Raw genomic sequence first — 12,942 nt, forward strand, 5'->3', positions numbered from 1 at the left:
ATGAATTTCCTACGCCGCACAATTGTAATTCTGGGAACAGCTACTTTGTTGGCTGGACTACCTTTAGTTATCTATGCTCAACCACTACAAACACCTATTAATCAGATGAGCGCTGAATACTGCTATAAACAGGGCATGGAAAAGGCTGGACTAGGAGATTATCAAGGAGCAATTGAGGATTTACAAAAAGCGGCAGATTTGTTTCAGCAACAAGGAAAAGAAGAGGATTATCAACAGGCTCTACAAGCCATTAATTATTATCAAGAAGTTATACAAGTCATGAAGGGTTTGCAGTGGTAGTAGATGAAAGTGAAGGCGGGGAAAAGTGGGGTTATATTGACAAGACTGGAAAAGTAGCTATTCCTCTGCAATTTCAGGAAGCTTATGATTTTTCAGAAGGGTTAGCAGTGGTAATGATTGGCGCAAAATATGGTTATATTGACAAGACTGGTAAGACCGTTATTTCACCGAGTTTTGTTTCAGCTAAAGCATTTTCTGAAGGTTTGGCAGCGGTATTGATTGGCGAAAAGTGGGGTTACGTTGATAAGACTGGTAAGATAGTTATTCCACCGCAATTTGATATGGATGTTGCCAGCGAGTTTTCGGAAGGGCTGGCTGCTGTAACAATTGGCGGAAAGTATGGTTATATCGATAATATTGGTCAGGTAGTTATTTCGCCGCAATTTGATTTTGCTGCGGATTTTTCTGATGGGTTAGCGTTGGTGACGTTTGAGCGAAAGCTGAGTTATATCGACAAGTCGGGAAAGATAGTTATTCAGCCGTAACTTGAAGTTAATGGTGTTAGTCTTGGAGGGTTGCTGCTTTAGCGATCACATTCAATTGTAAACTCTGCGGATAGCTAGCTTCTGCTTTGACGCGCTTGATGTCTGCATCGGAAATTGCCAGATTTAGCTTGGCAGCTACAGCACGCACAATATCACCTCTGTCAATAACGCCAGCAACTGCGCCTGCGGGTGAAAGTACGGTAATTCGATTTAACTGTTTGGCTTCAATAAAGTTAATCACTTCCGCTATGGGTGTCTTTTCTTCAACTGTGGCAATTTCCGTCAGCGGATGTACGATACTCTGTAGGGTTTCGGTTTCCCAACGACTGCGTTCAATGAAGTGCAAATCGTCAACTGAAACTAAACCGCGATAGCGACCTTCAGACGCTGCAAAGTAAACGGGAAAGTGGGAAGCTTCTAAAATGTATTCGTCAGCAAACTGGCGCAAGCTCATGTTAGCATCCACAACTCGGAATTCGTTTTGCATGGCATCTGCTGCTACTATTTGTAGCAAGGTTTCCTGTAAGGTAGACATCCGTTCGTAGGACGTAGCGTTGCGGATGCCAAACCAGCCTAGTAAGCCAATCCAAAAGCCATTGAACCACTGATCGTTGAAGGCAATAATTGCCATTCCCAATGCGATCGCGCCCCATCCTAAAACTAAACCAAATTTAGCTGCCCAACGCACGCCTTGAAAGCGGTTTCCGGTGGCTTTCCATACCGCAGCTTTCACAACTTGTCCGCCATCTAAAGGCAGTCCGGGAATTAAGTTAAATAATGCTAAGATAAGGTTGATTTTTGCCAGGTTTAATGTCATAACCTGCACTATCCCCGTTACTGGGAGAGCGTGAGCCACTAGGTAAAATAACGACCAGAGAACAAAACTAACAGCAGGGCCTGCGATCGCTACCTGAAATGCTTCGCCTGGGGTTTTTGATTCCTGCTCGATAGAGGCAATTCCACCAAATAGAAATAAAGTAATTGAGTTAACTTGAATGCCTTGCTTTCGCGCTACCAAACTGTGACCCAGTTCGTGTAGCAAGACGGAACCAAACAGCAATAAAGCCATCAATAATCCAGCGCCTCCACCTAGAACTGGGCCTAAAACTGTTGAGAAATCTAGGGCATTGGCAAGAGTTATCAAAGCTAAAATAAAAAACCACGAATAATCTATAAACAGCGGAATTCCGAATATCGAGCCAATACGCCAACTTGCTTGCATCGAAATTTTCCTCTTTGATTCCTGCTATTACAAATAACAAACGATTCATCCCCTTGCTTCTAGCTGTGGGATGAATCGATTCAGAGCGCCACAATCACTAAGGTGAGCCATACCCACCTTAGTAACTTGTTGGTTTCGCTCGCAGTTAAATCAGAGTGCTAAAGGACACCAATGTTGGTCAGTCCTAAAATCGCACCAGTCCCCAGCACATGACCAAAGCTCATCCCTGCAATAAATTGAGCGACGCTAAAGTTTTTACCAAAACCAGGAAGCTGGAAAGGCAGTTTGGGGCCGACTCCCTTCTTTCGGACTGCATTGGCGGCGACGAACAAGCCAAGAAGGTTGAAAATACCCATGATAATGAACCCGGCCATAGTCCCGCTTGGAGTTGGGGGAACAGTCGGCTGCACGGCGGCAAGTAAACTACTTAAGTCAACCATTTTTGTTTTCTCCTGAATTGATAATCGGGGATAGGGGCTGAAAAGGAAAAAGGAAAAAGTGAAGAATTATTTTTGCCTTTTGCCTGTTTTGCCTCAAGATTCGGGGAAGGCGATCGCGCGATCGCTCTCATCCTCGCACCAGAATTTTGGAGGCTTTTGCCTGTTGCCTTATTTTATAGCGCTCCGGCGTTAGTCAATCCTAGAATGACACCTGCGCCAATTATGTGACCAAAGCTCATGGTTGCCAGCAATTCAGGGATACTGAAATTCCGGAACAGAGCAGGTTTTTCAAAGGGCAAGTCAGGCCCCACACCGGGTTTCTGGATGGCAAAGCGACCGATGACAATAGCAAGTAAGTTGCATAAAATCATCACCAGCCCTATTGTGGGAGTCCATGATGGTGTCGCGGGAACGGTAGACTGGAGGGCAGCTAGTATTGTCATCAAGTTACTGTCTCCTGCTTTTATTAAAATCTACTAACAAAAAAGATTATAAAAATCTCTTTGCACTAAGTCAGAATTTGTTTTAAGAGTTAACAGTTATATTAATTTTTAATACAAATCAGAACAATTTCAATGCGAATTAAAATTTGTGGGATTACGAAACCGGAGCAAGGGCAAGCGATCGCGCAACTGGGAGCAACCGCTCTGGGATTTATCTGCGTACAGGCATCCCCGCGCTACGTCAGTGCCACGCAAATCCGAGCAGTCGGGAAAAAACTGCCCCCCGACGTTGACCGGATTGGTGTCTTTGCCAACGCTACACAAGAGGAAATCTGCCAAACTGTCGTCGTTGCAGCCTTGACAGGTGTACAGTTACATGGTTCAGAAACAACAGAATTTTGCCACAAACTGCGTCAATGTCTGCCCAACGTGGAAATCATCAAAGCGTTGAGAGTAAAAACGACAGAAGATTTAACTCAGGCGGATGCCTACGGAGAGTGTGCAGACACTCTACTGCTGGATGCCTATCATCCCCAAATGTTGGGAGGAACCGGAAAAACACTGGACTGGGCTACCCTAGAACAATTCCAGCCTAGCTGTCCCTGGTTTCTTGCAGGTGGCTTAACACCAGATAACGTGTTGGATGCCTTAACGCAGGTGTATCCGTCCGGTATTGATTTATCTAGCGGCGTGGAGCGATCGCCTGGAGACAAAGATTTAGACAGAGTAGCCCAGCTATTTGAGAAGCTAGAAGGGAAGCGGCAGTAGCAATTTTACGATCTATTCGTGTCTTTTATCCGACCATTCTTACCCCAAGACTGAGCAAACCAGCCCGGATTAATAAAGCTGAAGCAAAGGTGAGATTAGAAGCATAATTGCACCCACAGCCACAAAAGCCAAAGTTGTCTAAAAAAAGATGCTCATCAACATTTCCTCGTCTTGATGTTTAGTAGTAGGGTGGGTATTGCCTACTCTACAAAATCTTAAAATCTCTTAGGTTATTGGTTTGACAATCCAAATTAAAACCTCTGCGTGGTTTAGAGGCATTTTGCTTTCTTCTTTGAAACTAATATCATTAGTTTTATAAAGAAAGTAAATTGCCTCTTTAAAATCGATAAACTACAACCTGATTAGCTGATGGTAGTTACTTTAAAACTTGCATATTGGATAGCACAATAACTGCGGTCACTCCAATCATATGACCGAAGCTCATCGCAGCCAGAAAGCCTCCCACACTGATGTTGTTGAAAAGAGACGAGAAAGGCAAAGGCATCTTAGCACCAACTTGAGGATAGCGAATAGTACGACTAGCAATTAATAAAACCAAGAGACAGGAACCAATTATGATTGGCGTTCCTTGCCAGTGCCATAATGCAGTATCGGGAGTGGTCGATTGTATGGCTGCCAATAACATTGAGTGAAACAAGACTTTTCTCCTACCTTTACAAATTATTAGAAACGATTCACCCACTAAAACTAAACATTTTTCCCATGATTATAGTTACAATAATGGGCTTTTTGCTTACCTTTTGGGTCTCCCAAACTATGAGACTACAGGTTTTTAAAAACCTTTTTGCCAAGAGTGGGTGTGGCTACAAATCATAGTCTTCGCTTTACCTAATATTGCGCCTCATACTGCCGAAGGATTTATTTGGATCAATATCTGGAAAAAGCCTCTGCCTTTGTATAGGCGTTGACCTTTTATTAAAGGTTTACATTTGTTTACAGAAATAACCTCGAATTACTCAGGGCGTAGTAAAGATATTTGCTAAGCCCCTGAGACTAGGAAGCTGTCGTCAATTTTTTAGAAGTCTCTATGACATTTACAAACACCGATACACTCGACCAAGCTGTAAAAGCCTTTAAGCGCTTACCTGTAGATGACCAGCTGGCTGCACTCGCCTCCATTTACACCGCAGCAAGCGGATCGCTTTCATCTTCCGCTTCTGGTATAGCTTCATCAAAAGATGCTGGAGAGATGCTAAAGCACGTTAAGGAAATGCGTCCAGATGAGCAGGTGCAATTGTTGCGCGATGTTTTCTCCGACCAGAAGACTAAAGCAGAAGAGGAAGTGCTTGACCCACATCCTAGCAAGGCACTGCTAGAGCTTATTCCTGGGGTAGGAACGCCCCCCCTAAGTCAGTATCGCTCTCTGGATAATAACTCCCGTTTAGGCTTTTTGTATCAGCTTGCACAGCAGGTTAGCTTGCCGACTGACTATCAGCTCTCGTCGGAAGGTACAGAATTGTTAAACTCTCTGAAATCCCTTGACTTTGACCAACAGGTGAAGTTTTTGAGCCAGGTAGTATAGCCATTTAAGGCTTGGGTTCTATAAATCTGTAAGGACATGGCAATGCCATGTCCTTACCAACAGTAAATAATTTTTTTTGATTCCCCAACCCCCTTAAAAAAGGGGGTTGGGGTTATCGCCTAAGAAGCTTGCTAAAAGAAGGCTGGTTGATGGCGAATCAAGTTCAGAAACTCTTCGCGAGTTTTTTGATCGTCCTGAAATACGCCCACCATTGCACTGGTGACAGTCCAAGAACCGGGCTTCTGGACACCTCGCATCACCATGCACATATGGGTAGCTTCCATGACAACAGCGACTCCCCGCGGCTCCAAAACTAATTGAACCGCTTCTGCAATCTGCCGCGTTAGCCGTTCTTGCACCTGCAAACGCCGCGCATACATCTCGACAATCCGAGCCAGCTTACTGAGTCCTACCACTTTTTGGTTGGGGACGTAGGCGACGTGCGCTCTGCCCATAAATGGCAGCATATGGTGTTCGCAGAGGCTAAAGAAGTTGATATCCCGCACGAGAACCATTTCGTTGTGACCTTCATCAAAGATGGCTCCATTGACAAGTTCTTCCAAGGATTCATTGTAGCCACCAGTTAGGAATCGCATTGCCTCTGCTACCCGCTTCGGCGTTTTCAGTAGCCCCTCACGTTCTGGGTCTTCGCCTACGCCCAATAGGAGCGTCCGCACAGCGTCCATCATTTCGTCATTGATTTCTTCCGAGGGCGGCTGCAAATTGGGTTCTTTGCCATTGAGTGTGTTTCGGTCAGGTCGAGGCGCAGCAATTTTAGAGCCTAAATCGGCGGATAAGTTAGAGCCGCTGGAAGAAGCAATAGTCATGATAAGTCTGTGTTATGGTTTGGAGTTGTTTTGAGAGTTATAAATTTTGAGGATTGAGTTTAAGAATTATTTGAGAGTATTGAATTATAAATCTCACTCTTCATTCCTAACTCAAAATTCAAAACTCATAAAGCGCCAGCACTGGGCATTAAGGTTAATTCTTCAATTACTGCCTGTTCTGGTAGCAGTGTCATGTGAAGAATCGACTGGGCAACTATTTCTGGTGTTAACATGGCTGAACGGTTTAGGTCAGCTTGAACCGTTTCTGTGTCCCAAATTGGGGTATTAACAGCACCAGGATTTATGGTAACAATGCGAATGCCTTTGGCACGTTCCTCAGCTGCGAGGGTTTTAGACAAAGCAACCAAGCCAGCTTTGCTGACGCTATAGGCACCCCAACCGGGAAAGGGTTGCTGGGCAGCAATTGATGTCACATTAATAATTGTCCCAGACCCGCGATCGCGCATCTGAGGTAAAATTCCTTGGATGCACTGAAATACGCTGGTAAGATTCAGGTCAATTACTTGCTGCCAGTCAGTTAGGGATGTTTCCATAACTGTGTTGGTGTAGCCCATTCCGGCGTTGTTGACCAAAATATCGATGGCACCAAATGAGTTAGCGATCGCGCTAATCTTTTCTTTCACCTGACCAACTTCCGCCAGATCCAAGGGATAAGCTTTAGCTTCCACCCCAGCTTCCCTAGCAGCTTCGGCTACCGCCTCTAACTTTGACTCTTGACGGCTCACTAAAGCCAGATTAATCCCCGCTTTAGCAAACGCCAGAGCCGTCGCTTTGCCAATTCCACTACTTGCCCCGGTAATCAAGGCAGACTTACGAACAGGAGAAGTCATCAAATCTTCCCATTTTCTCGACGAAGAATAGCCATCAATTCTCAGCTTAGCTTTCCCTTTGAGGAAGGCTACCAATAATGCCCACGGGAGCGCTTATTGCGTACATTTTCACCTTTTGAGCCGTTGTCTATCATCTGTTAGCGATAGCGGCAATTGCTAAGATTGCAGCTATCGCTAATTTTTAAGAAAGCTAACGGTTGCTGCTGGCACTGTAATATTTCGTTACTCGCTAATTATAGCACTCGCCACAATGCCTGATACTGTCAACCTCCTTTAGGCAGAGATTTCAGTAAAAACCCCAATGCGACGAAACTTTTGATAGCGCAACTCCCGGCGTTGTTGACCTGTCAAATTGGTGAGTTCTTCCAAATTTTGCAAAAGGGCATCTTTGAGGATGCTGGCTGCTTTAAGAGGATCGGCGTGAGCGCCGCCAATCGGCTCTGGCAAAATAGTATCGAGAATGCCGAGATTTTTCAAATCCCAAGCGGTGATTTTGAGTGCGGCTGCGGCTTGGGGAGCTTTGCTGGAATCTCTCCAGAGGATAGCGGCGCACGCTTCGGGTGTTGCTACGGTATAAACTGCGTGTTCAAACATTAACAGGCGATCGCCTACGCCAATTCCCAAAGCGCCACCGGAACCGCCTTCGCCAATAACGGTGCAGACGATGGGGACATCTAGGCGGAACATCTCGCGCAAATTATAGGCGATCGCTTCTCCCTGTCCCAATTCCTCAGCTTCCACACCCGCCCAAGCACCGGGAGTATCGATAAATGTTAAAATCGGCATCCCAAAACGGTTAGCGTGTTCCATCAACCGCATCGCCTTGCGGTAGCCGCCAGGAGAAGCCTGTCCAAAGTTACGGGCGATATTATCCTTTGTGTCTCTGCCTTTTTGATGACCGAGCATCAACACCGGACGACCGCCCAGACGAGCCACACCGCCGACTAAAGCCGGGTCATCACAACCACCGCGATCGCCATGTAGTTCCATCCATTCATCGCTGATCGCCTGGATGTAGTCTAATGTACTAGGTCGCCGAGGATGACGAGCCAGTTGCAGCCGCTGAGACGGCGACAAACTGCTAAAAATCTCCTCACGAAGTTGCACCGCTCGCACCTCCAGCTGCCGAATCTGCTCAGAGACATCGACATCCTGATCTTCGGCAAGTTCGCGAATCTGGTGAATTCGTGCCTCCAGCTCAGAGAGAGGCTTTTCAAAATCTAAAAGTAACGGCTTGCGCTCAGGATTTGCCACCTTAACGAGTTCGATAACATTAAGTACATTATCTCAACATCCTACCTCGTAAGAGTATGCAAGAAATCTACCCTAACCTCGATCACCCGATTCTTGTTCGCATAAATCTGAGCGAACTGCCAGAAAATTTGGATGAGAGGATACAGCAGGTAGTGAGCGATTGCTAACGAGTGATTTTGCACCACAAAGGCAAATATATAGCCGTTTTAGCGCCAATTGAAGATTTAGCGCGTCTGGTTTTAGTGGAAGTTGAACAGCGCCGGGAAATCTATGGCGATTTTACGTGAAAGAACTAGAGCGATCGCTCTAGTTCCTCTTGTACAAAACTGCGGTACATCGCATTTACAGTGGAATAGACTGCATTCCTAGTCTCTGACTGGGAACGAGAGTCAAGTTAGTAGCTCAACAGCGGTCGGAATCCGTGCTTCACAGAAGCCTCGCCGATTAGCTCCATTTTTTCTACAGTAATCTGATTCCGTCCCCAAGAAAAGTTGGTATACCGCTTTTCAAATTCCAGCAGCATCGATTCAGCAAAACAGGCGAACAACTGACGACCTGGCACATCCATCAAGTTGACGATTTTCATAATTCGCCAGTCAATATCCAGGGAATGCTCCACAATTCCACCATTGACGACGTAAACGCCCGGATGCTGAATATTAGTTGCCATGTTTTTAGGATAGCCACCATCAATCAGCAAACACGGTTTCTTTAAAACCGTGGGGTCAATTTCGACACCTTTAGGCATACTGGCAACCCAAACCACAATGTCAGCTTGGGGTAGGGCTTCTTCCAAGTCCATAATTTTGCCCCTGCCCAATTCCGCCTGCAAAGCTTGCAATCGCTCTTGCTTCCGGGCAATCAGCAACAACTCGGCCACATCCGTCCGCGCATCTAGCCAGCGACATACAGCACTGCCAATATCGCCAGTAGCTCCACAAACTGCAACAGTCGCCTTATTCAGTTCGATTCCCAGCTTTTTCGATACCTGTTCCACTTGGCGGCAAATAATGTATGCCGTATGGGTGTTGCCTGTCGTAAAGCGCTCGAACTCTAGCTTGATGTTGCGAACCTGCTTGCTTTCGTGCAGGTTAAATTCTTCAAAAATAATTGAGGAAAAGCCGCCCAAAGCGCTAATGTTGATACCATGCTTTTGAGCATGAGCCATAGCATTGAGAACTTTCCGCACCGCCGTCTTCCCTCTGCCAGTGGCAAGCATTTCTGGCACAAAGCAAGATTCCACATACCGACCTTCGATTTTTTGCCCAGTAATGCTGGTGACGGTGATGTGATCGACGATTTGAGGCGGAGCGCTACACCAGAAATCCAGCCCTTGATCGGCGTATTCTGGATAGCCTAGTTCTCTAGCGACAGATTGGGCGTGTTGCAAATTGGTAAGGTGACCGATTAGACCAAACATGGACTGTTTTATTTAAACCTGCGTTTCAGGCAAAAAAGTGTGGATGGGACAGAGAACCAAAGATAAACCTTAAAAAGGTTACGCAAAATTGCCGATCAGAAGACTCATTGACTGATCGGCACGACTGAGGACGAATTTAAGTGAAAAGATGATGGTTTTGGTTTTGACTTGAGTATCCTCACCGACCTTTTTCTATTATGCCCCGGTTAAACCGTAAGCTGAGAGGCGCATAATGTCGCGGGTGGTAAAGCCAATATTGCTTAGGGCTTCACCGTATTGAATCATGAAGTCTTCAACCAGCGATTCTTTTTCCATTCCCAGGACGCTTGCATCATTCTCAACAGAGTTGAGCATTTTCCAAACCAGTGGTAGGTTTTGACGATTCGCTTGTTCGAGTTCGGCTTTAGATTCCTCAAAATGGTTTTTCAGCCAAACTTCGCCGTAGTTGAGATGAGAGTATTCGTCTTTGACAACACCCTCAGTTATTTTACGGGCAAAGTCATCAGCCACAGGAATGTAGATGTTGTATGCCGCGATCGCAAAGCACTCAATAATCAATGATTGAATCAGCAAGCAGGTTACAATCTGACCTTGAGCTGCTGCATCTTGGAAATTTTTGTGCAATCCGGAAAAGAACTCGCGGGCAAAGTCCATGTCTGGTGTCACAGAAAGATTCCGGCCGCAAGCTTCAAATCCTTTCTTGTGACGATTCTCCATTTTGGATAGGCGGATTAACTCCTCCTTCTCCTCTGGGATCATTTCGCCCAGTTGGATGTAGTTTTCATGTGCCTCTTGTTCGCCTTCAATCACTATCGCGTTGATGCGGCTGTAAGCGTCCTTGTAGGTTTCGCTCTGGAAGTCAATTGCGGCGTTGGCTGCAATTTGCATTTCTTGCTTGTCTCCTGTGTGCGTAACTAAGCTGTCCGAGATATGTAAACCCTGGAAATTCAGGGTGCGGGACAAAATGGTTAAATATAACTTAACAAATGTCTATGTTAGACGTTACTACTCTTTGATACATCTTCCCCATTTGGAAGAATAGCGGATCTGATTACTAAAAGCATAGAGTTAAATGCGTACTTATGCCTAAAAGACATCTAAAAAATTGGTCGGCTTGGTTTTGGCAACCGCTAAGCTTAGGTGTACTACTCTTGGGCGCTGGGATTGTACTTCTGCCGTTGGGCATAGTTTTCTTCACCTCTTTTGATAAAGCTGGCACTGCGCCCGGTAGCTTGTTGCCATCTGCCCCTACCCTTATAAACTACACAGAAGCTTGGCGGCGCGGAAAGTTCCTGCTGGCGTTTGCAAATTCGAGCTTAGTAGCGATCGCGGTGACTGCGTTTCAAGTTTTCACCTCAGCACTGGCAGGTTATGCCTTGGCGCGGCTAAAATTCCGGGGACGACAGGCAATTTTGTTAATTGTCCTAGCAACGCTGGTGATTCCGTTTCAGCTGTTGGTGATTCCAATTTTCCTGGTTTTGAAGTGGGGACACATGATTAACACCTACTGGGCGCTAATTTTACCCACAGCTGCGAATGGTTTTGGAATTTTCCTGCTGCGGCAGTATTTTCAGACAATTCCAGTAGAGTTGGAGGAAGCGGCGGCGTTGGATGGGGCGAATCGGCTGCAAATTTTGTGGCGGGTGATGCTTCCCTTGTCTCGTCCAGCGTTGGTGACGCTGTTTCTGTTCACCTTTATTGGTGAGTGGAACGATTTGTTTAAGCCGTTGGTATTCACCACGCGCCCAGAGTTACGGACGGTGCAGCTGGCTTTGGCAGAGTTTCAGGAGCAGTTTACCAGTAGTTGGCAACTGTTGATGGCGGCTGTAGTAATTGCTACCGTGCCTGTGGTGTTACTGTTTCTCGCTGGGCAGCGTCAGTTTATTCGCGGTATTGCCGCAACTGGGATGAAGAATTAGCGCCCTTATGCCCGCAGGTTTCAATCTGCGGCTACATTAAACTTAGTTAATCATAGGGAGTGGTTGAGGAATCCAAACAGTAGACTCAAATTCTGCCACAATCAAGATATATGCAGAAGCTTGGTCTATTTTTAATTGTTTTCTCTTTTCTGCCTTGGGTGGCGATATTATTGGTTGTGCCGTTGCTACCACTAGCGATCGCTCAAAAAGCTCTCTTAGTTCCGGTGTTGGCGGTTTCGGCAGAAGTTACCTTTTGGGTGGGTTTGTTGCTGGTGGGAAAAGAAGCAGCAACCAAATATCGCCATTACTTGAAACCTGGCACTATTTGGCAGAGTTTGAAAAAATTTCTCCGCAGAAAGTAGAAACGCGCGAACCTACAACATATTTTTAGGGGTAGGCAAGATGCCCGCCCTACTCAGCATCGGTGAGAACTTTGAGGCGAATAGTGCGCTCGCCTGTATCATCAAGATTAACTTCGATCACCTCACCAGCGAGACGTTCCAAGCAAGTGAGAAGCGATCGCAAATTGGGTGTACTTGCGCCAGTGTCCACATAAAGTCTATCTGCCAGACTGCCGAGACGCTTCCAGGTCATGTAAAATTTGGCGATAGTTTGTTCCAGCTGCGCCGCTTGCTTCACCATGTCAGCAGCGGTATTCAGACAACCCACCCGCAAAGCTTCCTCCAACGCCATTTCCACATCTAGGGTAGTTTCGCTGATCGCTTGGACTTGTGCAGCAGCATCCAGATACTTAGATAAATTACGGGCATCTGATGTAGCTTGTTTAACAGTATCAACGTCAGGATTTCCCGCAACCTCCCCTCTGAGTACCTTCAGGTGAGAATCTGGCAATTTTTCCATTTCCTTCACTAAGGGAGACAGATAGCGGGAAGGAAGAGAACCAGATGCAGCCATTTCCTTGACTTCATCGGGTAGCAAGTCGGAATTCATCGCCGTCCACTCATCGGCAAGTTGTCGAACTTCCCGCCTGGTGATGCGATCGCCTTTATTCGCCGCCTCTGTCACCAGTTGTTGAATTTCTGGAGATGCCTTAGAAGTTTCAATGAAGGCGCGTTTGCTGAAGCTGCGAATGGCATCTGGGTCTAGCTTTCCCTCTTCTAAGAGGGTATCAGCGCTATTTGCCAACTGAATCAAGGAATAAGCCTGACTTTTGCTGATTTCCCGCTCTTTTAGCCAGTTAAGGAATCCCGTCCCGCGTCCGTCGCCGCCTTTCTTCTCTCTGTCGCGCACCACCCGCAAAATCCGCCCCCGCCAGATTTCTGTCTGTAGGTCGAAGCGATCGCACACTAACCAAGCATTATCTACCTGCTGCTGAAAATCCAGTTCTGGAATCTCCTCGTCCTCTGGATCGGGCAGATGAAAATCCAGATCGACTGGGTTGTTCAGGATAGCAGCTAAGTCGCTGGGGGATTGGGGTACTTGCACCATTAGTAGCGTTAACTAGGGAGA

At 46.3% G+C, this 12,942-nt stretch carries 16 protein-coding genes; 6 read left to right on the forward strand and 10 right to left on the reverse strand.

Annotated elements, in window-relative coordinates:
• Both H6F74_RS06980 and H6F74_RS06985 read left to right on the forward strand, forming a co-directional pair.
• Complete coding sequence (locus H6F74_RS06980) at positions 1-300, forward strand: hypothetical protein (protein ID WP_190438209.1); 300 nt, start codon at positions 1-3, stop codon at positions 298-300.
• The gene (locus H6F74_RS06985; protein ID WP_190438212.1) at positions 294-785 is read left to right on the forward strand and encodes a WG repeat-containing protein; all 492 of its coding nucleotides are present in this window, start codon (positions 294-296) and stop codon (positions 783-785) included. The genes H6F74_RS06980 and H6F74_RS06985 overlap by 7 nt, the downstream gene beginning before the upstream one ends.
• A 16-nt stretch (positions 786-801) precedes the next feature.
• Here H6F74_RS06985 and H6F74_RS06990 read toward each other — a convergent pair whose 3' ends face one another.
• From H6F74_RS06990 to psaK (H6F74_RS07000), 3 genes are all read right to left on the reverse strand, one after another.
• Positions 802-2,007: a site-2 protease family protein gene (locus H6F74_RS06990; protein ID WP_190438216.1), complete on the reverse strand. Its 1,206-nt coding sequence runs from the start codon at positions 2,005-2,007 to the stop codon at positions 802-804.
• Positions 2,008-2,165: 158 nt separating this feature from the next.
• Complete coding sequence (locus H6F74_RS06995; RefSeq protein ID WP_190438219.1) at positions 2,166-2,447, reverse strand: photosystem I reaction center subunit PsaK; 282 nt, start codon at positions 2,445-2,447, stop codon at positions 2,166-2,168.
• A 173-nt stretch (positions 2,448-2,620) separates the two neighbouring features.
• The gene (gene psaK / locus H6F74_RS07000) at positions 2,621-2,890 is read right to left on the reverse strand and encodes a photosystem I reaction center subunit PsaK (RefSeq protein ID WP_190418309.1); all 270 of its coding nucleotides are present in this window, start codon (positions 2,888-2,890) and stop codon (positions 2,621-2,623) included.
• A 132-nt stretch (positions 2,891-3,022) separates the two neighbouring features.
• Here psaK (H6F74_RS07000) and H6F74_RS07005 point away from each other — a divergent pair, with 132 nt between their 5' ends.
• A complete protein-coding gene (locus H6F74_RS07005) occupies positions 3,023-3,658 on the forward strand; it encodes a phosphoribosylanthranilate isomerase (protein WP_190438222.1) in 636 nt (211 codons plus the stop codon).
• Positions 3,659-4,034: 376 nt separating this feature from the next.
• On the opposite strand, the gene psaK (H6F74_RS07010) is transcribed toward H6F74_RS07005, so the two are convergent.
• Positions 4,035-4,304 carry a photosystem I reaction center subunit PsaK gene (gene psaK, locus H6F74_RS07010; protein WP_190438468.1) on the reverse strand — a complete coding sequence of 90 codons (270 nt, stop codon included), beginning with the start codon at positions 4,302-4,304 and terminating at the stop codon, positions 4,035-4,037.
• 402 nt (positions 4,305-4,706) lie between these two features.
• Here psaK (H6F74_RS07010) and H6F74_RS07015 point away from each other — a divergent pair, with 402 nt between their 5' ends.
• Entirely contained in the window at positions 4,707-5,201 is a 495-nt protein-coding gene (locus H6F74_RS07015; RefSeq protein ID WP_190438225.1) for an orange carotenoid protein N-terminal domain-containing protein, read from the forward strand.
• Between the two features lie 131 nt (positions 5,202-5,332).
• Here H6F74_RS07015 and folE read toward each other — a convergent pair whose 3' ends face one another.
• The 5 genes from folE to H6F74_RS07040 all read right to left on the reverse strand — a co-directional run bounded on the left by folE (position 5,333) and on the right by H6F74_RS07040 (position 10,441).
• The gene (gene folE, locus H6F74_RS07020) at positions 5,333-6,028 is read right to left on the reverse strand and encodes a GTP cyclohydrolase I FolE (protein ID WP_190438228.1); all 696 of its coding nucleotides are present in this window, start codon (positions 6,026-6,028) and stop codon (positions 5,333-5,335) included.
• A 125-nt stretch (positions 6,029-6,153) separates the two neighbouring features.
• Positions 6,154-6,879, reverse strand: a complete 726-nt coding sequence (locus H6F74_RS07025) for an SDR family oxidoreductase (RefSeq protein WP_190438231.1) — start codon at positions 6,877-6,879, stop codon at positions 6,154-6,156.
• A 273-nt stretch (positions 6,880-7,152) separates the two neighbouring features.
• Positions 7,153-8,133 (reverse strand): acetyl-CoA carboxylase carboxyl transferase subunit alpha, encoded by a 981-nt coding sequence (gene accA / locus H6F74_RS07030; protein WP_190418319.1) that lies wholly within the window; start codon positions 8,131-8,133, stop codon positions 7,153-7,155.
• 394 nt (positions 8,134-8,527) lie between these two features.
• Positions 8,528-9,553, reverse strand: coding sequence for a long-chain acyl-[acyl-carrier-protein] reductase (locus H6F74_RS07035; protein WP_190418321.1), 1,026 nt, complete (start codon positions 9,551-9,553; stop codon positions 8,528-8,530).
• A 195-nt stretch (positions 9,554-9,748) separates the two neighbouring features.
• The gene (locus tag H6F74_RS07040; RefSeq protein ID WP_190438234.1) at positions 9,749-10,441 is read right to left on the reverse strand and encodes an aldehyde oxygenase (deformylating); all 693 of its coding nucleotides are present in this window, start codon (positions 10,439-10,441) and stop codon (positions 9,749-9,751) included.
• 194 nt (positions 10,442-10,635) lie between these two features.
• Here H6F74_RS07040 and H6F74_RS07045 point away from each other — a divergent pair, with 194 nt between their 5' ends.
• Together H6F74_RS07045 and H6F74_RS07050 are read left to right on the forward strand one after the other, a co-directional pair.
• On the forward strand, positions 10,636-11,472 hold the full coding sequence (locus H6F74_RS07045; RefSeq protein WP_190438235.1) for a carbohydrate ABC transporter permease: 837 nt from the start codon (positions 10,636-10,638) through the stop codon (positions 11,470-11,472).
• A 110-nt stretch (positions 11,473-11,582) separates the two neighbouring features.
• The gene (locus tag H6F74_RS07050) at positions 11,583-11,834 is read left to right on the forward strand and encodes a transporter suffix domain-containing protein (protein ID WP_190438237.1); all 252 of its coding nucleotides are present in this window, start codon (positions 11,583-11,585) and stop codon (positions 11,832-11,834) included.
• A 49-nt stretch (positions 11,835-11,883) separates the two neighbouring features.
• On the opposite strand, the gene H6F74_RS07055 is transcribed toward H6F74_RS07050, so the two are convergent.
• Positions 11,884-12,921 carry a hypothetical protein gene (locus tag H6F74_RS07055; protein WP_190418329.1) on the reverse strand — a complete coding sequence of 346 codons (1,038 nt, stop codon included), beginning with the start codon at positions 12,919-12,921 and terminating at the stop codon, positions 11,884-11,886.
• Between the last annotated feature and the right edge of the window lie 21 nt (positions 12,922-12,942).

The organism is Trichocoleus sp. FACHB-90 (genome assembly GCF_014695505.1).
Lineage (GTDB): Bacteria > Cyanobacteriota > Cyanobacteriia > Cyanobacteriales > FACHB-T130 > Funiculus > Funiculus sociatus.